The sequence below is a fragment of the Loktanella sp. D2R18 genome (genome assembly GCF_003318235.1).
In the GTDB taxonomy this organism is placed as follows: Bacteria; Pseudomonadota; Alphaproteobacteria; order Rhodobacterales; family Rhodobacteraceae; genus Yoonia.
Window position 1 is genome coordinate 202,398 of record NZ_QOCG01000004.1, and the last position, 22,082, is coordinate 224,479.

22 protein-coding genes and 1 tRNA gene are annotated in these 22,082 nt (G+C 53.9%); 16 read left to right on the forward strand and 7 right to left on the reverse strand.

The annotated features are described in order from the left end of the window. The first annotated feature begins 3 nt into the window (after window positions 1-3). The 12 genes from DS901_RS01955 (at window position 4) to DS901_RS02010 (ending at window position 9,925) form a co-directional block, all read left to right on the forward strand. The gene (locus tag DS901_RS01955) at window positions 4-444 is read left to right on the forward strand and encodes a phosphonate C-P lyase system protein PhnG (protein WP_113775347.1); all 441 of its coding nucleotides are present in this window, start codon (window positions 4-6) and stop codon (window positions 442-444) included. After that, the gene (gene phnH, locus DS901_RS01960) at window positions 444-977 is read left to right on the forward strand and encodes a phosphonate C-P lyase system protein PhnH (RefSeq protein WP_258546624.1); all 534 of its coding nucleotides are present in this window, start codon (window positions 444-446) and stop codon (window positions 975-977) included. Before DS901_RS01955 ends, phnH begins: the two co-directional genes overlap by 1 nt. Then, complete coding sequence (locus DS901_RS01965; RefSeq protein ID WP_113775234.1) at window positions 977-2,023, forward strand: carbon-phosphorus lyase complex subunit PhnI; 1,047 nt, start codon at window positions 977-979, stop codon at window positions 2,021-2,023. The genes phnH and DS901_RS01965 overlap by 1 nt, the downstream gene beginning before the upstream one ends. Next, the gene (locus tag DS901_RS01970; RefSeq protein ID WP_113775235.1) at window positions 2,020-2,934 is read left to right on the forward strand and encodes an alpha-D-ribose 1-methylphosphonate 5-phosphate C-P-lyase PhnJ; all 915 of its coding nucleotides are present in this window, start codon (window positions 2,020-2,022) and stop codon (window positions 2,932-2,934) included. The genes DS901_RS01965 and DS901_RS01970 overlap by 4 nt, the downstream gene beginning before the upstream one ends. Then, entirely contained in the window at window positions 2,931-3,719 is a 789-nt protein-coding gene (locus DS901_RS01975; RefSeq protein WP_220150201.1) for an ATP-binding cassette domain-containing protein, read from the forward strand. The genes DS901_RS01970 and DS901_RS01975 overlap by 4 nt, the downstream gene beginning before the upstream one ends. Next, window positions 3,716-4,432: a phosphonate C-P lyase system protein PhnL gene (locus DS901_RS01980; RefSeq protein WP_113775237.1), complete on the forward strand. Its 717-nt coding sequence runs from the start codon at window positions 3,716-3,718 to the stop codon at window positions 4,430-4,432. Before DS901_RS01975 ends, DS901_RS01980 begins: the two co-directional genes overlap by 4 nt. Then, the gene (locus tag DS901_RS01985) at window positions 4,419-5,591 is read left to right on the forward strand and encodes an alpha-D-ribose 1-methylphosphonate 5-triphosphate diphosphatase (RefSeq protein WP_113775238.1); all 1,173 of its coding nucleotides are present in this window, start codon (window positions 4,419-4,421) and stop codon (window positions 5,589-5,591) included. Before DS901_RS01980 ends, DS901_RS01985 begins: the two co-directional genes overlap by 14 nt. 88 nt (window positions 5,592-5,679) lie before the next feature. Continuing rightward, the gene (phnC, locus tag DS901_RS01990; RefSeq protein WP_113775239.1) at window positions 5,680-6,477 is read left to right on the forward strand and encodes a phosphonate ABC transporter ATP-binding protein; all 798 of its coding nucleotides are present in this window, start codon (window positions 5,680-5,682) and stop codon (window positions 6,475-6,477) included. A 27-nt stretch (window positions 6,478-6,504) separates the two neighbouring features. Next, complete coding sequence (phnD, locus tag DS901_RS01995; protein WP_113775240.1) at window positions 6,505-7,416, forward strand: phosphate/phosphite/phosphonate ABC transporter substrate-binding protein; 912 nt, start codon at window positions 6,505-6,507, stop codon at window positions 7,414-7,416. A gap of 58 nt (window positions 7,417-7,474) precedes the next feature. Then, the gene (phnE, locus tag DS901_RS02000) at window positions 7,475-8,419 is read left to right on the forward strand and encodes a phosphonate ABC transporter, permease protein PhnE (RefSeq protein WP_113775241.1); all 945 of its coding nucleotides are present in this window, start codon (window positions 7,475-7,477) and stop codon (window positions 8,417-8,419) included. Next, complete coding sequence (phnE, locus tag DS901_RS02005) at window positions 8,416-9,267, forward strand: phosphonate ABC transporter, permease protein PhnE (protein WP_113775242.1); 852 nt, start codon at window positions 8,416-8,418, stop codon at window positions 9,265-9,267. The genes phnE (DS901_RS02000) and phnE (DS901_RS02005) overlap by 4 nt, the downstream gene beginning before the upstream one ends. A gap of 31 nt (window positions 9,268-9,298) precedes the next feature. Further along, the gene (locus DS901_RS02010; protein WP_113775243.1) at window positions 9,299-9,925 is read left to right on the forward strand and encodes a DapH/DapD/GlmU-related protein; all 627 of its coding nucleotides are present in this window, start codon (window positions 9,299-9,301) and stop codon (window positions 9,923-9,925) included. On the opposite strand, the gene DS901_RS02015 is transcribed toward DS901_RS02010, so the two are convergent. The 5 genes from DS901_RS02015 to DS901_RS02035 all read right to left on the reverse strand — a co-directional run bounded on the left by DS901_RS02015 (window position 9,926) and on the right by DS901_RS02035 (window position 15,193). Then, complete coding sequence (locus DS901_RS02015) at window positions 9,926-10,780, reverse strand: ABC transporter permease (protein ID WP_113775244.1); 855 nt, start codon at window positions 10,778-10,780, stop codon at window positions 9,926-9,928. Then, window positions 10,781-11,641 carry an ABC transporter permease gene (locus DS901_RS02020; protein ID WP_113775245.1) on the reverse strand — a complete coding sequence of 287 codons (861 nt, stop codon included), beginning with the start codon at window positions 11,639-11,641 and terminating at the stop codon, window positions 10,781-10,783. Beyond that, window positions 11,642-12,742 carry an ABC transporter ATP-binding protein gene (locus DS901_RS02025; protein ID WP_113775246.1) on the reverse strand — a complete coding sequence of 367 codons (1,101 nt, stop codon included), beginning with the start codon at window positions 12,740-12,742 and terminating at the stop codon, window positions 11,642-11,644. A 71-nt stretch (window positions 12,743-12,813) separates the two neighbouring features. Then, window positions 12,814-13,875, reverse strand: coding sequence for an extracellular solute-binding protein (locus DS901_RS02030; protein WP_113775247.1), 1,062 nt, complete (start codon window positions 13,873-13,875; stop codon window positions 12,814-12,816). A gap of 292 nt (window positions 13,876-14,167) precedes the next feature. After that, on the reverse strand, window positions 14,168-15,193 hold the full coding sequence (locus DS901_RS02035; RefSeq protein WP_113775248.1) for a LacI family DNA-binding transcriptional regulator: 1,026 nt from the start codon (window positions 15,191-15,193) through the stop codon (window positions 14,168-14,170). 167 nt (window positions 15,194-15,360) lie between these two features. Between DS901_RS02035 and DS901_RS02040 the strand changes: the two genes are divergently transcribed. From DS901_RS02040 to DS901_RS02050, 3 genes are all read left to right on the forward strand, one after another. Further along, window positions 15,361-16,890, forward strand: coding sequence for a sugar ABC transporter ATP-binding protein (locus DS901_RS02040; RefSeq protein WP_113775249.1), 1,530 nt, complete (start codon window positions 15,361-15,363; stop codon window positions 16,888-16,890). Continuing rightward, window positions 16,883-17,890 carry an ABC transporter permease gene (locus DS901_RS02045; RefSeq protein WP_113775250.1) on the forward strand — a complete coding sequence of 336 codons (1,008 nt, stop codon included), beginning with the start codon at window positions 16,883-16,885 and terminating at the stop codon, window positions 17,888-17,890. Before DS901_RS02040 ends, DS901_RS02045 begins: the two co-directional genes overlap by 8 nt. A 91-nt stretch (window positions 17,891-17,981) precedes the next feature. Beyond that, a complete protein-coding gene (locus tag DS901_RS02050) occupies window positions 17,982-18,935 on the forward strand; it encodes a substrate-binding domain-containing protein (RefSeq protein ID WP_113775251.1) in 954 nt (317 codons plus the stop codon). A gap of 82 nt (window positions 18,936-19,017) precedes the next feature. Here DS901_RS02050 and DS901_RS02055 read toward each other — a convergent pair whose 3' ends face one another. Further along, entirely contained in the window at window positions 19,018-21,210 is a 2,193-nt protein-coding gene (locus tag DS901_RS02055; protein ID WP_113775252.1) for an NADP-dependent isocitrate dehydrogenase, read from the reverse strand. A 113-nt stretch (window positions 21,211-21,323) separates the two neighbouring features. Next, window positions 21,324-21,408 (reverse strand) — tRNA-Tyr (locus tag DS901_RS02060). Between the two features lie 222 nt (window positions 21,409-21,630). Here DS901_RS02060 and DS901_RS02065 point away from each other — a divergent pair. Further along, on the forward strand, window positions 21,631-22,056 hold the full coding sequence (locus DS901_RS02065; RefSeq protein WP_113775253.1) for a hypothetical protein: 426 nt from the start codon (window positions 21,631-21,633) through the stop codon (window positions 22,054-22,056). The last annotated feature ends 26 nt before the right edge of the window (window positions 22,057-22,082 follow it).

Consider the following 22,082-nt stretch of genomic DNA (forward strand, 5'->3'; position numbering starts at 1 on the left):
GACATGGACACCGCGCAAAGCCTTGCTGCATTCACCCATAGCGAGATGCTCGGTATCTTGGCTCGGGTCGATGTAGACCGCCTAAAGGCGTTTGCCGAACCATTGATCGATGCGCTTGGCGACATCACGGTTGTCGAAAACCGCACGGGTCTTGTGATGTTGCCGATGCGCGATACGGCGCAAGGAACAAACTTTCACCTTGGCGAAGTATTAGTCAGCGAAGCCCATATCCGCGTGGGCGCACAGCAAGGGTACGGCATGCGGCGCGGGCGCGATTTGGAAACGGTGATGGCAATGGCCTTGGTCGATTTAACTGTTTCGATCGGTGTCGCCCATACCGAATGCGCGGCCTTTTTGGCCAAAGAATCGGCCCTACAGCACCAAGAAGATCACGACCGGCTCTGCCAGGTCGAAGCAACACGCGTAGATATGGAAACATTCTGATGCAAACGCCTGCACCTTCCGATTTCGAAACACAAACCAACGCGACCTATGACGCGCTGATGTGGGCCTTGTCGCGCCCCGGCATGGCACGCAAGCTGCCCGTCGCAGGTCAAGCCAGTCTTATCGCTGCATTGATTGACCGCGAATGCGCCATCTTTTCTGATGACGTTCATCTGATGCAAATTGCTGCACAGGCGGGTGCGCAAATCGTTGCGCAAAACGATGCCGACCACCTGTTCCTTTCCGCTACACCTGATCCCAGCATTCTTAGTGTTCTGCGACAAGGTACCGATATCTACCCCGAAGATGGCGCGACGCTCGTGATGCCCGCTGTGATTGGACATGGCATGGCACTCCGGCTAACGGGCCCCGGCGTTGACGGAGCCGTATCCATCAAAATCGACGGCATACCAGATGCCTTCTGGACCGCCCGCCGCGATGTGATGCGCTACCCGATGGGGTTTGACATTTTCATAATTGATCAGGATCAGATTATCGGCATTCCGCGATCAACAGCGATAGAGGTGCTTTGATGGCTTATGTTGCAACCCGTGGCGGCGAACGCGCGATTGAACAATCTCAGCGGTTATTCAAAGCAGAGATGGGCGCAATTACCCCAGAACGTGTCGCCGAAACGCGCCGTGCAATGCCCTATCTGGTTGACCGGGTGATGGGCGAAGCGTCGCTATATGATGAAGACCTTGCCGCACTCGCACTCGCACAGACGGGTGGTGAGCTTTATGAAACCATCCTTTTACTGCGGTCTTGGCGCACGACGCAGCCACGGCTGGCGGTGGCTGATCCGGTAACCCAAGAGGGGCTGTTTACGCACCGCCGCATTTCGGCGGCCTTCAAAGACATCCCCGGCGGGCAGCTTTTAGGTCCAACATTGGATTACGCGCACCGCATTCTCGCGACAGAGGTACTCACCGGTACGCCCCACGTCCCGACCCTGGTCACGCCTGCGCCGCATCCAGCCCCAGCCCAGCAACCGTCCGTCGCGGCATGGCAGGCCGAAAACGACTTACTCAATTTACCAAATCCCGATACGACCGCGGGCAACGACATTCCCGATGTCACGCGCGAACCCTTGTTGTTTCCAGCCAAGCGTGCCCACACGCTGCAAAGTCTTGCGCGGGCCGAAACCGGTGGGGTGCTTGCGCTAGGCTATGCTGCGCAGCGCGGCTATGGGCAAGCGCACCCGACCGTCAACGAACTGCGGCTTGCCGAGGCAGAGATCAACGTCACCCACCCGCGCGGCACAAAGTTCAGCGCAGGGCGCGTGAAGATCAGCCAAGCAGAGGTCGTTTCCAAGAAGGGCAGCCAACTTGAGTTAGGGTTCGCAGCGACGATGGGCTGGAACGAAGTCAAGGTGATTGCCGCCGCCACGCTTGATCTCAATTCGGCCGGCGCGCCCAAAGGGTCCGCAACCGAAGAAGAATTCTATCTCTATCACACAGAGGGTGTCGAAAGCTCTGGCTTTTGCATCCACTTCAAACTGCCGCACTACGTCACCTTCCAATCCAGCCTTGACGCGATGCGCGACGCAAAAGCAAAGCAAGCGGAGCCAGCAGAATGAGCCTCAAATCACTGACCAAAGCGTGGGAACCGATGTCATACGGCTTTCTTGATGCCTCGGCCAAGCGCGAAATTCGGCGCAAGATGCTTAAGGCGATTGCCGTACCAGGATGTCAAATACCCTATGCCAGCCGCGAGGTTCCGATGGCGCGCGGCTGGGGGACGGGCGGTTTGCAAATCTCTTGCACCTTGCTTAACCCCAAAACCACGATCAAGGTCATCGATCAAGGCGCCGATGACAGCGTAAACGCGGCGTCAATCCGGCGCTTCCTTGCCGGGGTGTCCGGCGCGCCGACAACGACGGACACATTAAAAGCTGACCTGATCCAATCCCGCCACCGCATCCCCGAAGAAATTCTGCGCGAAGATCAAGTGTTGGTCTTGCAAGTGCCAAACCCTGAACCGCTGCGCCCCGTTCAGCCGAACATGTCGATCGCGCGGCAAATGCATGCCGACGCGGATTACGGGCGCATGTGGTTGCAGCTTTACGAACAAATCGTGCGATCCGGGCGCGTAATGCAAGGTGCAAGTTATCCCAGCTTGGTAAACGGGCGGTTCGTGATGACCCCCTCCCCTATTCCGCGCTGGGATGTGCCCAAAATGCATATGGCCAAACACCTGACAATCCTTTCCGCAGGGCGCGAAAAGCGGCTGCACGCGGTCCCACCGTTCACGAAAGTCGAACCGCTCGTGTTTGATGATGTGCCCTACAAGGTCGAAGACCACGGCGCGCATGTTTGTACGCGGTCAGGCGCAAAAGGATATTTTATGAACGAAATTCCACAAGACGACGGGCCGTCGACATTTGAAGTCTCTGACAGCGAATTAGGTGTGAAATCCATTCACCGCGCAGATGGCGAAGCCGTGCAAATCGGTGAAACATGGTACAAGAACGGCGAGATGACAGAATGATGGACGCCCCACAAATCGTCAAAACGCAGCCACTTTTGATGGCGCGTAATGTCAGTAAATCCTTTGGTAATATCGCCGCGTTGCAAGATGTCAGCGCCACCGTTTATCCCGGCGAAGTACTTGGTATCGTCGGTGAAAGCGGATCAGGGAAGTCCACGTTCTTGCGCTGCCTGAATCTTGAAGAACACCCCGATCAAGGCAGCTACACCCTTGACCTGCCAAACGTGCAGGGCAACCTGTTCGATCTAGATCGTTATGCGCGGCGCATGCTTTGCGCAACACGGATCGGTATCGTCTACCAAAACCCGCATCTTGGCTTGTTGATGAAGCATTCATCGTCGGGCAACGTGGCCGAACGGTTGCTTGTCGCAGGCGAGCGGCGCTTTAATGTGCTGCGCGAAAAAGCACGCGACGCGCTGGATGCGTCGGAATTCCCACTTGACCGGATGGATGCCCCACCCATCGAGCTATCAGGCGGAATGCAGCAGCGGGTGCAATTGGCCAAGGCCATAGCACTTGAACCCGCGCTGTTGCTTTTAGATGAGCCAACAACAGGGTTGGATGTCAGTGTCCAAGCGCTTGTACTGGATACGCTCAAGAAACTGCAACAAGAGCGGAAAATCACGATGGTCATCGTAAGCCATGATCTTGGAGTCATACGCACATTATCTGACCGGGTCATGGTGATGCGCAGGGGGCGCGTCGTAGAAGAAGGGCTTGCCGATCAAGTCTTTCAAGACCCGCAACACGCTTACACACAACAATTGGTACACGCAAAACTATGACCGTATTGGATGTCCACCACCTTACCAAAGGTTTCACCATGCACCACCTTGGTGCGCATATGGCCGCCTTTGACGATATTTCGTTCTTGCTAAATGCGGGTGAATTTTTGCTTTTGAAGGGCCAGAACGGCGCCGGAAAATCGACGCTGCTGCGCACGCTTTATCGCAGCTATCTGGCACAATCTGGCGAGATCCTGTTTCATTCCAACCACGGGGTGATCGATCTTGCGCGCGCGGCCGATATTGATGTGACCTATCTGCGCCGCACCGAAATCGGCTTTGTCACACAGTTTTTGACCGCACGTCCACGCGTCAGCGCCGAAGCATTGGTAGCAGAACCGTTACGTCTGGCAGGGCGATGCGCCGAGGACGCGCTTGATGAGGCCCGGCACTGGCTGAACGCATTCGGAGTTAAACCCGCGCTTTGGGCCGCTTACCCGACCACGTTTTCAGGCGGAGAACAGCAAAAGGTGAACCTAGCCCGTACGCTTATCCTGCCACCGCGGTTGTTGTTCTTGGACGAACCGACAGCATCGCTTGACGTGAATGCGCGCGCTGCGCTGATTAAACGTCTTACCGAACTGAAAGCGCAGGGCACTGCGATGATCGGTGTGTTTCACCACCCCGGTGACGTTGCGACGCTGATTGACCGCGAAATTGACCTAACCCCAGACTCAGCAACAGGCGAGGATCGCAAAGATGTGGTTATCTGATTTCACATTGGTATTGCCGGATAGAATTGTATCAGGTGGTTCAATCCTGATCGCGGACGGAAAAATCGCCGACATCAAAGATCACGCCGTTGCTGGTGGCATTCGCGGCGACGGAAAGCACTTGTTTCCCGGCTTTATCGATATGCATGGCGATATGATTGAACTTGAGCTTGAACCCCGGGTTCATGTCGATTTTCCGATGGACGTTGCCTTGGGCCATTTGGACGTGCGCCTTGCGGCAACCGGGGTCACAACGGCCTATGCGGCCGTGTCATTTTCGCGCGGCGCACGTAGTGGCGAGCGCAGATCATTTGTTCACACATGCAACATCATCCGCGAACTCAAGCAGGCAAATCAGGCGATGCGTGTGGATCACAAAATTCACGCAAGATTTGATATCACTTTCACCGAGGCAATTGACGCCTTGGGTGATCTCCTTGCAGACGGCCAAGTTGACCTCGTTTCGGTCATGGACCACACACCCGGACAAGGCCAATATCGCAATCTTGAACGCCATATCGAATTGCGTGCGGCCCACCACGGCATATCGCTCGAAGACGCACGCGCTATGGTACATGCCAAGATGGATGCGGCAACGGATGAAAATGAAGTCCTTACAAACCTTCAACGGGTTGCGGCGCTGTGTCGCGAACATAATATCGCCTTGGCCAGCCATGATGATGACACTGTGGAAAAGTCAAACCTGATCGCCGATCTTGGCGCCATTATCAGCGAATTTCCGGTCACAATGGAGGCTGCAGAAACTGTCGTCACACGCGGGTTGATGACAGCAATGGGTGCACCAAACGCAATGCGCGGACAAAGCTATTCAGGCAATCTTTCGGCCCGCGACGCACATGCCGCGGGACTGTTGCACATTCTTGCCGCCGATTATCACCCGGCCGCCGTTCTACCAGCAATCCGCGCCCTCGCCGAAACGGACCCGAATGGGCTAGCAGGTGCGACGCGGCTTGCCTCGGCTAATCCTGCACGCGCTCTTGGGCTTTTGGATCGTGGCGAAATTGCGATTGGAAAGCGGGCAGATTTGTTCATTGTCGATGCACAAGACCGCGTCTTGGAGACTTTTTTGCAAGGCGAAACTGTCCACGCAAATGGCACCATGTCAGCAACTCTCAACCGCCAGCCCAGCGTGGCCTGATCGTTAACAAAACTTTCACATGAAGGAATCTTTGCTGTTACGGAACCCGGTTTAATTGGCCATGTAGAATTCATTCGGATGAATAAGCATGACACAGTACCTTACACTTTCAGACGTGACGCGACAGTTCGGACCGACCACAGCCGTCGACCGGGTTTCGCTCAAGATTGAACCGGGACAGTTTGTCGGTGTTATTGGGCGCTCGGGCGCCGGTAAATCTACGCTGCTGCGGCTTATCAACCGTTTGATCGACCCCACTTCGGGGTCGATTTCATTTGACGGCACCGAAATTACCGCGCTCAAGGGCAAGGCGCTACGCGAATGGCGTCGCGATTGCGCGATGATCTTCCAGCAGTTTAACCTTGTCGACCGCCTAGATGTTTTGACAAACGTGCTGATTGGACGGTTGGCCGAACATGGCTTTCTGTCATCAATGGCGATGCAGTTCACCGACGCGGAACGCGCACAAGCCATCGCGGCATTGGATCGATTGGACCTGGTCCCCCAAGCATTGCAGCGCGCGGGCACCCTATCAGGCGGTCAGCAACAGCGCGTCGCCATTGCCAAGGCGCTTGTCCAGAAACCAAAAATCATGCTCGCGGATGAACCGATCGCCTCGCTTGATCCGGCCAATGCGACATTGGTCATGGATGGGCTCAAGCAAATCAACCAAGACGACGGCATCACCGTTCTTGTCAACCTCCACACGCTTGATACCGCGCGCGCCTATTGCGACCGCATCATCGCCATGCGCGAAGGCCGCGTTTTCTTTGACGGCACCGCCCGCCAGCTGACCGATGACGTCGTGCGCGACATCTACGGGCTTAAGGGCCTGCAAGAATTCAACGAGGCCGTAACCTCTACCGCTCTACGTGAAACGGCCTAAATCCAACGCAACTCAGGGAGATACACCATGCGTTTCTTGACCACGACTGCGCTATGCGCGCTTATCGCGACACCTTCATTGGCTTGGCAGGACGACTACCAAGTTCTTAAATTCGGAATCCTATCTGGCGAAAACGAACGCGACCGCCTGATGCGCAACGAACCGCTGCGCGCATTCTTGGCTGCAGAGCTGGGCGTAGAGGTCGAAATATTTACTGCGGGCAACTATGATGGTGTGGTTCAGGCCATCGCCGCTGACCAGATTGAAATCGGGCGTTTCGGTTCATCGTCTTATGCCGCGGCCTATACAGCGACAGACGGCGGGGTGGTCCCAACATTGACCACATTGAAGCAAGACGGCGCAACAGGTTACTATTCAATCGTTGTGACGCGTTGCGACAGCGGCATCGAAAATCTTGAAGATGCTGCAGGCAAAATCCACGCTTTTGCTGATCCAGATTCCACATCAGGCTACGCGGTTCCTTATTTCAACATGGTGAACGGTGAAGGGTTTGTTCCAGAAGAGCATTTTGGAACAGTCACCTTCTCTGGCTCACATGAAGCAGGCGTTCAGGGCGTTTATAACGGCACATTCGATACGGCCGCGACATATATGAACAACCCAGAAAACAGCGTTTATACACGTATGGAAGAAAAGGGGATGATCGAAGCAGGCGAAATCTGCACAATCTGGGAAAGCCCTGAAATTACATCTGGCCCATGGACATTCCGCAGCAACCTGCCCGCAGAGCTGATCGAAGACGTCACAGCAGCGATCGAACAATTCCCAACAGCCGATCCCGAGGGCTACAAGCTCTACTCATCTTGGACTGAAGAAGACGAAAACCCATCTGTTGGTTTCCAGCGCGTAGACCACGACCGCTATCAGTGGATCGTCGACATGCGCAACTGGATCCGTGATCAGCGTCGTAACGGGTAATTCCAATGTAGAGGCGGGCCAAATGGTCCGCCTCTCTTCTTTTTGGTGGAGACCAAGAATGTCAGCAACAGCCGATTCCGCCAATATGGCGATCCCGCAAAATGCGGTGGTCAGTCAGTTTGAACAAGATTTCTCTGAACGGCGACGCAAGTCACGCCGGGCTTGGGCCATTGGCTCCGTTTTGTTTTTCATTTGCTTCATGCTGACATCCTGGATCGGCGACTTTTTCAAGGTTACCCAAGTCACCATGCCAGATGGATCGCGCGAATGGCGGTGGATTATCCCTGTCGGCATTCCCCGCCTTGGCGAATACATTTCTAAGACAATCCCCACCCTACACAGGGATAGCCTTGGCGCCGATCTGGCAGATTGGTTTTGGCGCTGGCGCACTTGGCTCAAGCTGTTGTTTGAAACAATCCTCATCGCCTATATGGCGACCGTCTTAGGGGTTGTCGGTGGGTTTCTTTTGTCTTTTCCCGCCGCGCGCAACCTTGCCCCGAACAAATGGATCCTTTGGTTGACGCGCCGCTATCTAGAAATTGCGCGTACCGTTCCTGAACTGGTTTGGGCGATCATTTTTGTATTCTGCTTTTCTGTTGGTCCAATGGCGGGTGTGTTGGCAATTAGTCTGCACGCGACAGGCGCGCTTGGTAAGCTTTATTCCGAAGTGAACGAAAACATCGATATGCGCCCGCTTGAAGGGGTGAAAGCCGCTGGTGGCACTTGGTTTGACCAAATTCGCTACGGCGCTGTGCCACAGGTGATGCCCAATATCATCAGCTACACGCTGCTACGATTTGAGATCAACGTGCGTGCCTCATCTATCATCGGATATGTCGGCGCAGGTGGTCTGGGCCAAGAATTCCGCACCGCGATGAGCTTTCAAGAATACACCGATCTTTCGGCACTTTTCGTGATCATTTTTGTCACCGTAATGACCATCGACTACGGATCCGAAAAACTACGTCACCGCATTATTGGAATGGAAGGGATACGCGCATGACCCCGACACAAATCGACGCTGCCAAAACCCGTGTTCCACGGGCCTTTCGTGACCCAACGGCCGTGCGTGCGCGCAAAATTGGGCTGCGCGTTTTCATGTGCCTTTTGTTTTGTTATTGCCTTTGGGCGTTCGACTTTAGCCCAATGCGTCTATGGGCCGGCCTCGAAAGGTTGGGCACAGTCATAGGATTCATGTTCCCGCCTTACATCTGGACCACTTGGGCAGAGTTTTCAGAGGTGCTGAACGGTTTGGGTGAAACGCTTGCCATTGCGTTTTTGGGCACGGTTATGGGTGCTGTCATCGCGTTTCCCCTGTCTTTTTTAGGCGCCAAGAACATCAATAAACTGAACTTTCTACGCCTTGGTATACGCCGCGGGTACGACGTGATCCGCGCCTTTGAAACGCTCATCCTTGCGCTTATTTTTATTCGTGCATTTGGGCTTGGCCCGCTTGCAGGAATCCTCGCCATTACCGTAAGCGAAGTCGGCACCTTTGCTAAACTTTTCTCAGAAGCTATCGAAAATACGTCTGAAAAACCCATTGACGGGGTAAAGGCATCGGGCGGGTCTCGCTTGCAGCAAATCCGCTACGGGATCATGCCGCAGGTCAACCCAGTGATCTTGTCTGTCTTGCTCTATAACTTTGAATCCAACGTCCGTTCCGGCACGATCCTTGGCATCGTTGGCGCGGGTGGGATCGGGTTTCTTCTGTCGGATCGCATTGCAGCATATAAATGGGGTGAGGCCTGGTCAATCATCTTCCTCATCATCGCGATGGTCTACCTGATCGACTGGATCAGCGGCAAGATTCGGGCAAAACTTATCGGCAAGAACGAGCTCGCCAAATAAAAATTGTCAAACGAGAATTGGAAATAATCCCATGAGCGGCGCTGGATCGAAAAAGCAGTTAAGCGAAACCCCAACGGTTCACCCAGAGGCTTCGGTTACAGATTGCGATTTAGGACAATGGACCGAAGTTGGCCAAGGCACCGTGATGAAGGATGTCCAGATGGGCGATTATTCTTACATCACGCGTGATTGTCATGTGGTTTGGACAACAATTGGCAAATTTTGCTCCATTGCCAACGCCGCCCGTATCAACCCCGGTAACCACCCGACATGGCGCGCGACGCAACACCATTCAGTTTATCGCGCTGCCGCTTACGGGTTAGGCGACGACGACCATGATTTTTTTGATTGGCGTCAGGATCACTGGGTCACGATTGGTGACGATGTCTGGATCGGGCACGGGGTCACGATCACCGCAGGTGTCAACGTTGGCACGGGCGCTGTGATCGGCGCAGGCGCGGTCGTCACCAAAGACGTCGCCCCCTACACCGTCGTCGGTGGTGTACCAGCCCGGCTCATCAAACGCCGTTTTACTGAGGCGCAAGCTGAGGCACTGCTACAGATCGCCGTCTGGGATTGGTCGCGGGACAAGTATAAAATCGCGCTGCCCGACATTCGCGCGCTCGACATCGACGCCTTCATCGCAAAATATAGCTAATCATTCTTTGGTGCGTTGAAACAACAGCGCAAGCAGCCCTAGTCCGGCAGAGATGATCATCAACAACAGCGATACAGCGTTCAACACTGGGGTTGACCCGTGCTTAAGCTTGTCAAACATCGTGATCGTTAGTGGTGATTCTGACCCGACTAGCATCAGTGTCGTGTTGAAGTTTTCAAAGCTCATCAACACGGCCACAACGCCTGCGCCCATGATTGCCGGGAACAAAAAGGGCAGCGTGACCTGCCGTACCGCACCCCATTTGGAGGCGCCAAGGTTCAGCGCCGCTTCTTCAAGGCTTGGATCAAATTTTTGTAGGCGCGCTGAAATAACCAGCGTTGCAAATGTCGTGATGAAGGAAAACTGCCCCAAGATCACCAACAATAACCCGGGGCGGAGCCCGTCGAACCACATATCCGTTGCGTCTTCGAGCGTGTTGGCAACCGAGCTTGCGAAGACAAGGATCGAAATCCCCAAGATCACACCGGGAATGATCAGCGGAAGAAGCATTAAGATATATAGAAACCCTTTACCGCGAAAATCGTGCCGTACGAATAGGAACGCGTTGCAAGTGCCAACGAACACGGCAAGCCCCGCGACCCACATGGCCACAAAGGCTGATGTGCCAATCGCGCGCATGATGGAGCGTTCATTGAACACGCCGATAAACGGCGCTTCGGTTCCGAAGAACCAAGCCATTGTGAACCCTTCCCATGGCAGCGAAGGGAAAACGCTGTCGTTAAATGCAAACACGCAAACGACCGTTAGCGGCAGCGCAAGGTAGATAAAGAACAGCGTCACATAGGCCCGATATGACCATTTGAGCACATTCGTTTGGGGGATTGTCGGGATCATCTAGCGCCCCATCGTTTCAGTCAGCGATTGCCGCGACAATTTCAGGCCAATGAAAACAATGCTGGACGATAGCGCCAAAAGCAGAAAGCCGAACGCCGATCCAAGTTCCCAGTTAAAACGGGTGATGAACTGCGTATAAATCAACCCGGTGAACCACAGGCTATCTTTGCCGCCCAGCAAAATTGGAGTCAGATAGTTGCCCAAGGACAGCATGAACACCACGATGCAGCCCGACACGATACCCGGCATCGCATGCGGGATCACGATTTCGCGCATGATGGAATAGTCCGATCCCCCCAGATCATAACCGGCCTCGATCAGGCTATCGTCGAGACTATCAAGCGTGGTGACAAGCGGCACAATCATGAACAGGATCGACGTATAGACCAGCCCCACCATGATCGCCCCGTCGTTATACAAAAACTCGACCGGGCCACCGATTACGCCTGTGTATTGCAAGAAATTAGACAGCACCCCAGTTTCACGCAGCAAGATCATCCAGCCGAATGTACGGACCAATTCCGACACCCAAAACGGGATCAGGCACATCAAAAACAGCGTGGTTTTGGTGCGCCCACGCGTCAGTTTAGCGATGTAATAGGCGACCGGAAACCCCAGCACCAATGTCAGCACCGTGGTGAAAATCGACATGAACGCGGTGCGTGCGAATGTACGCCAATACAGCGGTTCGTTAAAGAAAACGGCATAATTCCCAAGGCCGGTTTCATATTGACGCACGCCGATCTTTTCGCTGATCGACACCATGAACAGCCCGATGTGCGGCAGGATGATCAAGGTGATCAACCACAGCATCAATGGCATCAGCAGCAGGTAAAACCCAAGTTTGGATTTATCGGTCATCTATGCGCCCTCGGTCGCGAAACAGCGGGCTTGGGCCGGATCCCAATCGGCGAAAACAGTGTCACCCTTGCCCAATCCCAGCAGATCGCCGGTCTGTGGCAGGGTAACTTGCAATGTCTCGCCAGATTGCGGATCACGCAGCAGGACCATGCTATTGGCCCCGTTGAACAGAACACTATCCACGATACGCGGGGTTGTGTTCGGGTTATCTGATGGCGCCGTCTTTGAAAGCGCAATAGCCTCTGGGCGCACAAATATTTGGGCGTTTGCTCCGATGCTTGGGGTGCCGTGCATCGCTTGCGCGCTGAGTTCAGCGCCGCCATTTGTCGTTACTGTAACGCGCTGACCGTCAATCCCCATAACCTTGCCCGAGAATTTATTCGCATCACCAACGAACCCTGCGACAAAAGCGTTCGCGGGTTCGTAGTACAGTTCTTTAGCCGTGCCAATTTGGTCAAACCGGCCTTTGTTCATCACAGCGATATTGTCGCTCATGACCAAGGCCTCGGATTGGTCGTGGGTGATATAGACAAAGGTCGTATTGAATTCAGCCTGCAAAGATTTGAGTTCGATTTTCATATGCTCGCGCAGTTTCAGATCCAGCGCGCCCAGCGGTTCATCAAGCAACAAGACATCAGGTTCCAGCACCATGCAGCGGGCGATGGCAACGCGTTGTTTTTGACCGCCCGACAGTTGATCAACTTGACGATCTTCAATCCCTGGCAGGCCAACACGTTCCAACACCCGGCCTACGCGCGTCTTAATCTCAGCCGCAGGAACCCCGCGTTGGCGCAAGCCAAAGCCGACGTTTTTGCCAATATTCATCATCGGAAAGAGCGCGAGGTGTTGAAACACCATCGACACGGGCCGCTTGCTAGGGCCCACGTCTATCATGGATTTTCCCTTGATCAGCAGGTCGCCACTGGTAGGAAATTGAAAACCCGCGATCATCCGCAAGAGCGTGGTTTTCCCGCAGCCGGACGGCCCAAGGATAGAAAAGAACGACCCTTGCGGGACTTCAAAGCTCACCCGATCGACGGCGCGAAAATCATCAAAGTCTTTGGTTAAGTCTTTGCACACAAGGTCAGCAGGTGTCGTCATTGGCTTTGGTCGTCCTATAAGAGCGACGAAGGGCGCAAAACGCGCCCTTCGCATTCATCGTTTTAGCTGGCTTAGTTGGACGCGTTGATACGGTCCAATGTTGCGCCTTCAAGGGCTTCTAGGCCAGCAGGCACAGGTGGGTACCATTTGATATTGTCGATTGCAGCTTGATCAAAGCTGCCTTGGTAACGCGCTTTGAGTTCCGCGCTCACTTCGGCATCACCATCGACAGCTGCGGTAAAGTTGCCAGCAGTGTTTGTGATCATTGATGCGATTTCTGGACGCATTACAAAGTTGATCCAATCATATGCCGCCTCATCTGCGCGACCACGGGCAGGCAGAACGAAGGTATCGATCCAGCCCAGCGCACCGGCTTCTGGCGCAACAAATGTGATGTCAGCGTTGTCAGCGTTCAGCTGCCAGCCGCCTGTATCCCACGCCATTGCTGCAACAACTTCGCCTGAACGCAACAGGTTCTTGATCTCGTCGCCGCCATCCCAATAGGTTTTTACGTTGGGCTTACATTCGATCAGCGCGGCCTCAACTTCGTCCAGAATACCTTGATAAGCGTCCGCATCTGAATAAGCCGCAAAAGGGTCGAGCCCCATTGAATAGGCGAAGCCGATCAGCGTTGGGCGCTTCAGGCGGTAAGATACGCTACCGGCAACGGATGCGTCACATAGGTCTGTGTAGTCGGTGACTTGGCCAGCTTCGGCCGTATTCACAACCAAACCGCTTGTACCCCAAACATGTGGCAAACCGTAAACTTCGCCTTCATATGTGGTGTTTGCAGCAGTCGCTTCCAGCATGGATGGAATGAATTGCGCGGCGTCTACCATGGACATATCCAATGGTTTGTAGATACCGAATTCTTCTTGTGCGCTTGCGATACGGTCTTGGCTAGGCTGGGCGAGATCAAAACCGCCGCCGTTTGTCGCGCGCAGCTTTGCGATCATTTCTTCGTTGTTTGATGTTGTCACTTCGACAGTGTGGCCTGTTTCTGCCTCGAACAGCGCAATTACGTCTTCCGGTGCATAACCACCCCATGTCAAAAGACGCAAAGTTTCAGCCGATAGGCTGGTTGTCGACAAAGCGGCTACAAGAACCGTCGCTGGTGCTAATCCAAATTTCATATCAGAATTCCGTTTGTTTGTGGATGATTGCGGCCAAGGTGGCCAGCAAAGCAGAGGAAGTGCATATGCTTAGCTTGTGAAACTTTTGCGACAGTTTCAAATGAAATCTTGACCGTTCGGTAAATACAACCACTAGTGGTGACAGAAGCCGACCAGTTGAGGTCTGCATATGCGTAGAAACGAAAACCTAGTCGGGGAACCACTTTGTCCGCGCGTGGCATTCAGAATTCCCGCCCCATTAAAAGCTCGTTATCCCAATGCCTCCGCGGTGCCACGCTGGCTGTTGAACGACCTATGTTTTGACGCCGGCGCACGAATTGCGCACGATCAAATCACCGTGCAGCTCGCTTGTCGTCACAGGGGTTGCCGGATCGCCAAGTCGGTCAAGCAAGGCCGCCATCGCGTATTCGCCGATTTGGCTGCGGGGTTGGCGGGTCGTCGTTAACGACGGCGTGATATTGTTCGCGAACGGGATATCATCAAACCCAACAACAGACATATCGTGTGGCACATCATAACCACGGTCTTGCAACGCACCGATCACCCCAATGGCGGTATTGTCGTTAAAACAGAAAAACGCAGTCGGCAGGGTGTCGCGGATAAATAGCCGCTCTACCGCTGCCCGACCGCCAAGGCTCGTACCATCGCCGTCAATCTTCCAAATTGACATCGGCTCCAATGATTGGCTGAGCGCGTCGCAATACCCTTTGAGCCGCCGTTCTGTCAGCACACTCCCCTTTGGGCCGGCGACATAAACAATCCGCTTATGTCCTAGCGACATCAAGTATTCGGTCGCAACACGTGCTGCGGACTGATCATCAGTGCAGACATAGCTAATATTTGCGTGGTCAATCGGCGTCGCCGCAGCGACAGTCGGCGGGATCAAAGATTTAGAATTGTCGGGCCACCCGGCCACAGGCAGATGCCCGGTCAGCAAAATCAGCCCGTCCGCCATCCCCGTTGAGAGGAACCGAAGGTATTTTTCCTCGACGGCCACATCCCCTTCGGTATTGCCAATCAACACACCATAGCCGCGTGCGTTCGCGACTTTTTCAAGCCCGGTCAGGATACCGGGAAAATTCGGATCCGAAATTGATTCCGCCAGAACCAAAACCATATGGGACCTTTGACGCCGCAGGTTTTGCGCCATCGCATTTGCTGTATAGCCTGTACGCGCAATCGCAGCGGTCACCTTTTTACGGGTACTATCAGCGACTTTTTCAGGCTTAGAAATCGCGCGCGACACGGTTGCAATCGACACTTCAGCAAGCCGCGCGACATCTTCAATCGTTGCTGGTTTCTTCGGTGGCGGTTGCACGTAATTTCTTTACCATTTGCGCTGCACAGGGTTCAGCCAAGGGCCTAGAACCCTGAAAGCTCAGACAAGATAGCCAATATCCCTACCAATGAAAACCTTTACATGAAGACGTGTAAAGGTTTACATAGGATTCGTTGCGGGAGGCAACAACTGACCGGGGAGGGTCTATGGTGGTCGAAAGTCCGATGGCATCGGATGGGTTGCTTTGCGCGGATTCGCTTAGCAAATCCTTTGGAACAGTGCCTGTTTTGTTTAGTGTCAGCTTTTCGCTACGCCCCGGTGAAGTCCATGCATTAATCGGTGAAAACGGTGCAGGAAAATCGACCTTGATGAAAATCATGTCTGGTTTCCACAGCCCAACGTCGGGCCGTATCGTTTATGACGGCAAACCAGTCACCCTTCCCCCAAATGGCGGTGCAGAGGCGCTTGGCATCGTTTTAATCCACCAAGAGCTCAATCTCTCGGAACAGATGACGGTGACCGAAAATATCTTTTTGGGCCGCGAGATCGCGAAACGTGGCATCCTCGATAAACAAGCAATGAAAACGCGCGTTATTCAACTATTGACTGACGTTGGCTTGGATATCCCCCCTGATACGCGGATTTCGGAGCTATCCATCGCGCAAAAGCAAATGGTCGAAATCGCCAAAGCCATGAGCCGAAACGCCCGCGTGTTGATCATGGACGAACCGACAGCCGTTTTGACCGAAGCCGAAACGCGCATCTTGTTTAAACAAGTGAATCGCCTGCGCGACCAAGGCGTCGCGATCATGTTCGTCAGCCATAAATTGCACGAGGTCAAAGAGATTTCTGACCGCGTGACCGTGTTGCGTGACGGACAATGGATTGGGACAACCGCGACCGAAGATCTTAATCTGGACGACATGGCCCGCATGATGGTTGGGCGTGAATTGTCAGACCTTTATCCCCCCGTGAACGAACCCAACGTCGATGCAGATATCGTTCTGAAGGTTGACGGGCTACAGACAAAGAACCTACGCAACGTGTCGTTTGAACTGCGTAGCGGCGAAATTTTAGGTTTTTCTGGCCTCGTTGGGTCAGGCCGTACAGAAGTGTTCGAAGCCATCTGTGGGCTAGCCCCAATGCAGGCAGGCACGATTACTACCTTCGGCAACGAAGGACGATTTACATCCGTGGCGCAAGCGCGGGATGCGGGGATCGTTTATCTGACCAAAGACCGCAAGGGTAAGGGGCTACTTCTTGAAGAAGGGATGCAGACGAATCTGACATTGCTCGCCCTGCCCCAATTCGCCAACCGGATGATGTTGAACAAAAAGCAAGAGGCCGAGGCGCTGACCCGTGCTGTCCGCCGCTTTGACATCCGCGCCCGCGACCCCAACGTGCTTGCCCAAGATATGTCTGGCGGCAACCAGCAGAAACTGCTGCTGGCCAAGGTCATGGAAGCCAATCCAAAGATCGTCATCATCGATGAACCCACCCGCGGGATCGACGTTGGCACCAAACAGCAAATCTATCATTTCATTGCTGCCCTCGCCGCAGAAGGCGTGTCAATCGTCGTCATCTCATCCGAGATGCCAGAAGTCATCGGCATCAGCCACCGCGTCATCATCATGCGTGACGGCCGGATCGCAGGCACTGTTTCGGGCCGCGATATCAATGAAACACAAATTGTACGCTACGCCGCAGGGCTGAACGAGGAGAACATCCATGCCTGATATGGCCCAGACGGAAACCGTCGCCCGCAAACCAAAGCTTGATCTTAAAATGTACGGACCGGCAATTGCGTTGGTATTATTGTGCATCATCGGGTTTTCGCTGAACACAGCCTTCCTTAGTGAAGGCAATATCACCAACCTGCTGACCCGCTCTGCCTTTATCGGGATCATCGCGGTTGGCGCGACATTTGTGATTACCGCCGGAGGGATCGACCTATCGGTTGGTTCGATGGCCGCCGCGATCGCGGGCATCATGATTATTTTGATGAATGCGCTGGTGGACATTTTGGGAACAGGCGTGTTGACCGTTGTTGTTGGGGCGGGCTGCGCCGTGCTTCTCGGGGCGCTCGCGGGGTTAGCAAACGGCCTGCTTACAACCAAAGGCAAGATCGAAGCCTTTATCGTGACGCTTGGCACAATGGGGATTTTCCGGTCGCTCGTCACCTATTTTGCAGACGGCGGCACGCTATCGCTGAACTTCGACATTCGCGGTACTTACCGCCCGGTCTATTACGACAGCCTGATCGGCGTGCCGATCCCGGTATGGGTGTTTATCATCGTCGCGATCTCAGGCTGGTTCTTAATGAACCGCACAACATTTGGCCGCTACTGCACCGCGATTGGATCAAACGAACATGTCGCGCAATATTCCGCGATCAACGTCAACAAAATCAAAACATGGACCTACGTGATCCAAGGGCTGTGCGTCGCGCTTGCCACCGTCATCTACGTGCCGCGTCTAGGGTCGGCGTCATCGTCAACCGGGGTGCTGTGGGAGCTAGAAGCAATCGCAGCGGTGATTATCGGCGGCACAGTTCTTAAGGGTGGCTATGGCCGGATTGGCGGCACGATCTTGGGCGCGCTGATTTTGACCACCATTGGCAATATCCTCAACTTTACGGACCTGATCTCAAACTATCTGAACGGGACGATGCAGGGTCTGATCATCATCATCGCCGTTTGGTTGCAACGTGCAGATTGGGGCAAATCCAAGGATTAACCAACGACCGCGCGCAGCGGAGGAGACACTGCGCGCGTCATCTCGCCCCGTAACACGGAGCATCACAGCAAAATCTCATGGGAGGGATAAAATGCAATTCGGAAAAACAATCGCTGCGGGCCTGATTGGCGCGCTCGCATTTGCAGGGGCTGCGACAGCCCAAGACACTATTAAGATCGGCGTTTCATACCCAACGCCGACACATGCTTGGGCTGCCGGCATGAACTGGCACGCCGAACAGGCCGAAGCCCGGCTTGAAGCGCTTTATCCTGATGTCGATCTGATCCTCATCAACTCGCCTGATCCTGCGGCCCAAGCCAGCGCGCTTGAAGATCTGGTATCTATTCACGGCATCGACGCGCTTGTTGTGCTACCATTTGAATCAGAGCCGCTGACCGATCCGGTTCTGAACGTCAAAGATAGCGGCGCGCTGATCACTGTGGTTGACCGTGGGCTTAGCCAGCCGGGCATCGAAGACATCTATGTTGCGGGCAACAACCCGGAATTGGGTCGTATTTCAGCGCAATACATGATGACCCGTTTGGAATCCGGCGATAACATCGTCATCCTGCGCGGCATCCCTACGATCATCGACAATGAACGCTTTGACGCGTTCATGGCTGAGATCGAAGGATCAGGCATCAATGTTCTGGACCACAAGCACGCGAACTGGAACCGCGATGATGGTTTCGAAGTCATGCAAGACTTCCTCAGTCGCTTCCCAGATATCGACGCAGTTTGGGCGCAGGATGATGACATCGCTATCGGTGTTGTTGCGGCGCTTGAGCAGGCTGACCGTGCAGGCGACGGCATGTTCGTTGTTGGCGGCGCTGGCATGAAAGAAACCATTCGCGGCATCATGGATGGCAACGAGCTGGTCCCCGTTGACGTGCTGTACCCACCGTCAATGATCGCAACGGCGATGGATGTGACTGTGGCTGCGTTTAAATCGAACGGTCCGGTGGCGGGTCGCTACATTCTTGGCGCGACATTGATAACCCAAGAAAACGCAGAATCTTTCTACTTTCCAGATTCACCATTCTAAGCGCGTCATCATTTATACGACGAGCATAAAAAAGGGCCGCGCTGTCGATCTGAAAGCGCGGCCCAAAAATCATTATGCGATCTTATTGATCGATAATCGCGTTCAAGGTCGCTGATGGGCGCATCGCCGCAGCGGTTTTGACGGGATCTGTGCGGTAATATCCACCAAGATCAACGGCTGGGCCTTGGGCGGCTGCAAGCTCTGCCAAAATATCAGCTTCGCCTTCGGCAAGTGCTTTTGCAACTGGCGCGAAATACTCTGCCAGTTCTGGATCGCTGTTTTGGCGCGACAGGGCTTCGGCCCAATAGCGTGCGAACCAATAGTGGCTGTTGCGGTTGTCTGGCTCTCCAACCTTACGAGACGGCGAGCGGCCATCGTCCAAGATGCCCTGTGTCGCGGCATCAACCGCTTGGCCCAAGACGCGCGCTTTTTCGTTGCCCTTCTGCTCAGACAAGAACGTCAGGCTTTCGCCCAGCGCACAGAACTCACCAAGGCTGTCCCAACGCAGGTGGTTTTCTTCGGCCAGCTGTTGCACGTGTTTCGGTGCGGAGCCACCAGCGCCCGTTTCAAACATGCCGCCGCCGTTCATCAGTTTCACGATGGACAGCATTTTAGCAGATGTGGCCAGTTCCAAGATTGGGAACAGATCGGTCAAATAATCGCGCAGCACGTTGCCGGTGATGGCAATTGAATTTTGGCCCTTCGTGATTGTCTCAAACGAAGAGCGTGTCGCCGCGCGTGGCGTCATGATGTCGAACTTGTCTGCAACGCCGCGCGCTTCGAGGATCGGTTTCACACAGGCGATCAGTTCCGCGTCATGCGCACGATCTTCATCAAGCCAGAAAATAGCATTGCAGTTTTCAGTCTTCTGACGATCAATCGCAAGGTTTACCCAATCTTCGATCGGTGCTTTGCGCGTAGATGCAGAGCGCCAGATGTCACCAGCTTCGACTGTGTGCTCGTGCAATACGGTGCCGTCTTCGAGGATCATCTTAACGGTGCCAGCTTCGGGGATTTCAAATGTGGTTGGGTGAGAACCGTATTCTTCTGCTTTTTGCGCCATCAAACCAACGTTTTGTACTGTGCCAGCAGTCGCTGGGTTCAGCTTTCCGTTCTCTTTGAAGAAGTTGATCGATTCATCATAGATCGGTGCGTAGGAATTATCTGGGATCACACAATTTGCGTCTGCTTCCTTGCCGTCTGGGCCCCAGCCCTTGCCGCCAGCGCGGATAAGCGCGGGCATAGACGCATCAATGATTACGTCTGATGAAACGTGCAAGTTGGTCAGGCCTTTGTCGCTGTCGACCATATACATTGGCGGACGTGATGCGATGCAGGCGTCGATGTCAGCAACGATTGCGGCGTTGTCTTTCACGCGCGCCAACATATCGCCCAGACCTGAATTAGGGTTCACGCCAAGATCCGCAAGCGCGTCACCGTAGGCCTCAAAAACTGGTGCAAGGAACGCTTTGACCGCGTGGCCAAAGATGATCGGGTCGGACACTTTCATCATTGTCGACTTCAGGTGCAGCGAGAACAGCGTTCCGTCTGCCTTGGTCTTTTCGATTTCAGCAGTCAAAAAGTCCTGAAGTGCGGCGACGCTCATGAATGTCGCGTCAACCACGGTGCCCGCGGGGTAGCTTAGGCCATCCTTAAGAACGATTTCACCGTTTGCGGTTTCAAGAACGATTTTGGCCGTCGTTTCCTCGGCAAGCGTTGCCGATTTTTCATTCGAGAAGAAGTCATTGCCAGACATTGACGACACATGCGTCTTGCTATCTGCGGACCAATCACCCATGCGGTGCGGGTTGTTTTGGGCGAAATTCTTAACGGCCTTCGCAGCGCGACGATCAGAGTTACCTTCGCGCAGCACCGGGTTCACGGCTGACCCTTTGATCGCATCGTACTTTGCACGCGCGTCTTTTTCGGCATCGGTTTGTGGCGCCTCGGGGTAGTTCGGCACCGCGAAACCCTTTGACTGCAATTCCGTGATGGCGGCAACCAATTGCGGAACAGAGGCCGAGATATTTGGCAATTTGATAACATTGGCATCAGCCGTTTTCACCAGTTTGCCAAGTTCAGCCAAATCATCAGATTGGCGTTGGTCCGCGGTCAGATTGTCGGGGAAAGCCGCCAAGATACGGCCCGCAAGGCTGATGTCTTTGGTGCCAACGGACACGCCTGCGGCGGCCGCGAATTTTTGAATGATGGGCAAGAATGACGCAGACGCTAGTTCAGGTGCTTCGTCGACTTTGGTGTAGATGATATCTGACATAGGAACCTCTTGTGATTGAGTTGCCTTGCTCCATAGCGGATGTCACTGCCATCGTCCACAGTATACCGCTGCATACGGAGCGAGAATTCACAACTCATTAAAACGCAAAAACTTGGTGGGGAGTCTAGGATTTGAACCTAGGTGGGTTGCCCCAACGGATTTACAATCCGCCGCAATTGACCGCTCTGCCAACTCCCCTGAGTTGGTCAATGGGTCTGGTGGTGTATTTGAAGTATGAAACAATCAACCAGCGCCCATCATTCGGACGCTTTCGCGTCCGCTAAATATAATAGTTTTGCTGTTGGTTCATCTGTTTCATACGGGCCGCTTAACACGGTCTAAAACAGAGAGCAAGCCAAATTCTGCATTCAAGAGATGAAGCACCGTTGACGATGAAAGCAAGTGATGTGAATGTGTCCTATGGATGATACACGTTCCCCTCCTATATCAGCAAATCTAATATGGTCGCTTAGGGCGCTTGCGCAGGACGCAGAGACACAATTTCGGCTGTATCAATGCTACGATGAAGCCGCTGATGACCTGGTCTTAGATTTTGAAAGCCATCTACGTTCGGAACCTGCCAACTTTCTAAGTGAGAATCCCGACATCAAGTGTTTGGATGATTTGATTACCAGCAAGTCAGGCATCGTCGGTTACTGGAACAAGGATGCTATGCTACACTCTAAATTCTGGCAAAACATCAGAACCAACGCCAAAATGATACTTCTCCAACGAGAGTTTCCCGTGACCGCGCCTGAGCCATTAAACTTTACGTTTATAAATGTGGACGAAGCGGATAGGCGTTGGAACCTTTTTGCTAGGCTGCGTGCAATCATCGGCCTCTAGGCCGATGTAATCGCGGGTTTGATGTA

Coding starts and splice junctions, on each gene's coding strand:
- DS901_RS01955 (WP_113775347.1), top strand. CDS start 4: ATGGACACCGCGCAAAGCCTTGCTGCATTCACCCATAGCGAGATGCTC.
- phnC (WP_113775239.1), top strand. CDS start 5,680: ATGACACAGTACCTTACACTTTCAGACGTGACGCGACAGTTCGGACCG.
- phnD (WP_113775240.1), top strand. CDS start 6,505: ATGCGTTTCTTGACCACGACTGCGCTATGCGCGCTTATCGCGACACCT.
- phnE (WP_113775242.1), top strand. CDS start 8,416: ATGACCCCGACACAAATCGACGCTGCCAAAACCCGTGTTCCACGGGCC.
- DS901_RS02040 (WP_113775249.1), top strand. CDS start 15,361: ATGGTGGTCGAAAGTCCGATGGCATCGGATGGGTTGCTTTGCGCGGAT.
- phnE (WP_113775241.1), top strand. CDS start 7,475: ATGTCAGCAACAGCCGATTCCGCCAATATGGCGATCCCGCAAAATGCG.
- DS901_RS01980 (WP_113775237.1), top strand. CDS start 3,716: ATGACCGTATTGGATGTCCACCACCTTACCAAAGGTTTCACCATGCAC.
- phnH (WP_258546624.1), top strand. CDS start 444: ATGCAAACGCCTGCACCTTCCGATTTCGAAACACAAACCAACGCGACC.
- DS901_RS02030 (WP_113775247.1), bottom strand. CDS start 13,875: ATGAAATTTGGATTAGCACCAGCGACGGTTCTTGTAGCCGCTTTGTCG.
- DS901_RS02045 (WP_113775250.1), top strand. CDS start 16,883: ATGCCTGATATGGCCCAGACGGAAACCGTCGCCCGCAAACCAAAGCTT.
- DS901_RS02010 (WP_113775243.1), top strand. CDS start 9,299: ATGAGCGGCGCTGGATCGAAAAAGCAGTTAAGCGAAACCCCAACGGTT.
- DS901_RS02065 (WP_113775253.1), top strand. CDS start 21,631: ATGGATGATACACGTTCCCCTCCTATATCAGCAAATCTAATATGGTCG.
- DS901_RS01970 (WP_113775235.1), top strand. CDS start 2,020: ATGAGCCTCAAATCACTGACCAAAGCGTGGGAACCGATGTCATACGGC.
- DS901_RS01985 (WP_113775238.1), top strand. CDS start 4,419: ATGTGGTTATCTGATTTCACATTGGTATTGCCGGATAGAATTGTATCA.
- DS901_RS02025 (WP_113775246.1), bottom strand. CDS start 12,742: ATGACGACACCTGCTGACCTTGTGTGCAAAGACTTAACCAAAGACTTT.
- DS901_RS01975 (WP_220150201.1), top strand. CDS start 2,931: ATGATGGACGCCCCACAAATCGTCAAAACGCAGCCACTTTTGATGGCG.
- DS901_RS02050 (WP_113775251.1), top strand. CDS start 17,982: ATGCAATTCGGAAAAACAATCGCTGCGGGCCTGATTGGCGCGCTCGCA.
- DS901_RS02020 (WP_113775245.1), bottom strand. CDS start 11,641: ATGACCGATAAATCCAAACTTGGGTTTTACCTGCTGCTGATGCCATTG.
- DS901_RS02015 (WP_113775244.1), bottom strand. CDS start 10,780: ATGATCCCGACAATCCCCCAAACGAATGTGCTCAAATGGTCATATCGG.
- DS901_RS01965 (WP_113775234.1), top strand. CDS start 977: ATGGCTTATGTTGCAACCCGTGGCGGCGAACGCGCGATTGAACAATCT.
- DS901_RS02055 (WP_113775252.1), bottom strand. CDS start 21,210: ATGTCAGATATCATCTACACCAAAGTCGACGAAGCACCTGAACTAGCG.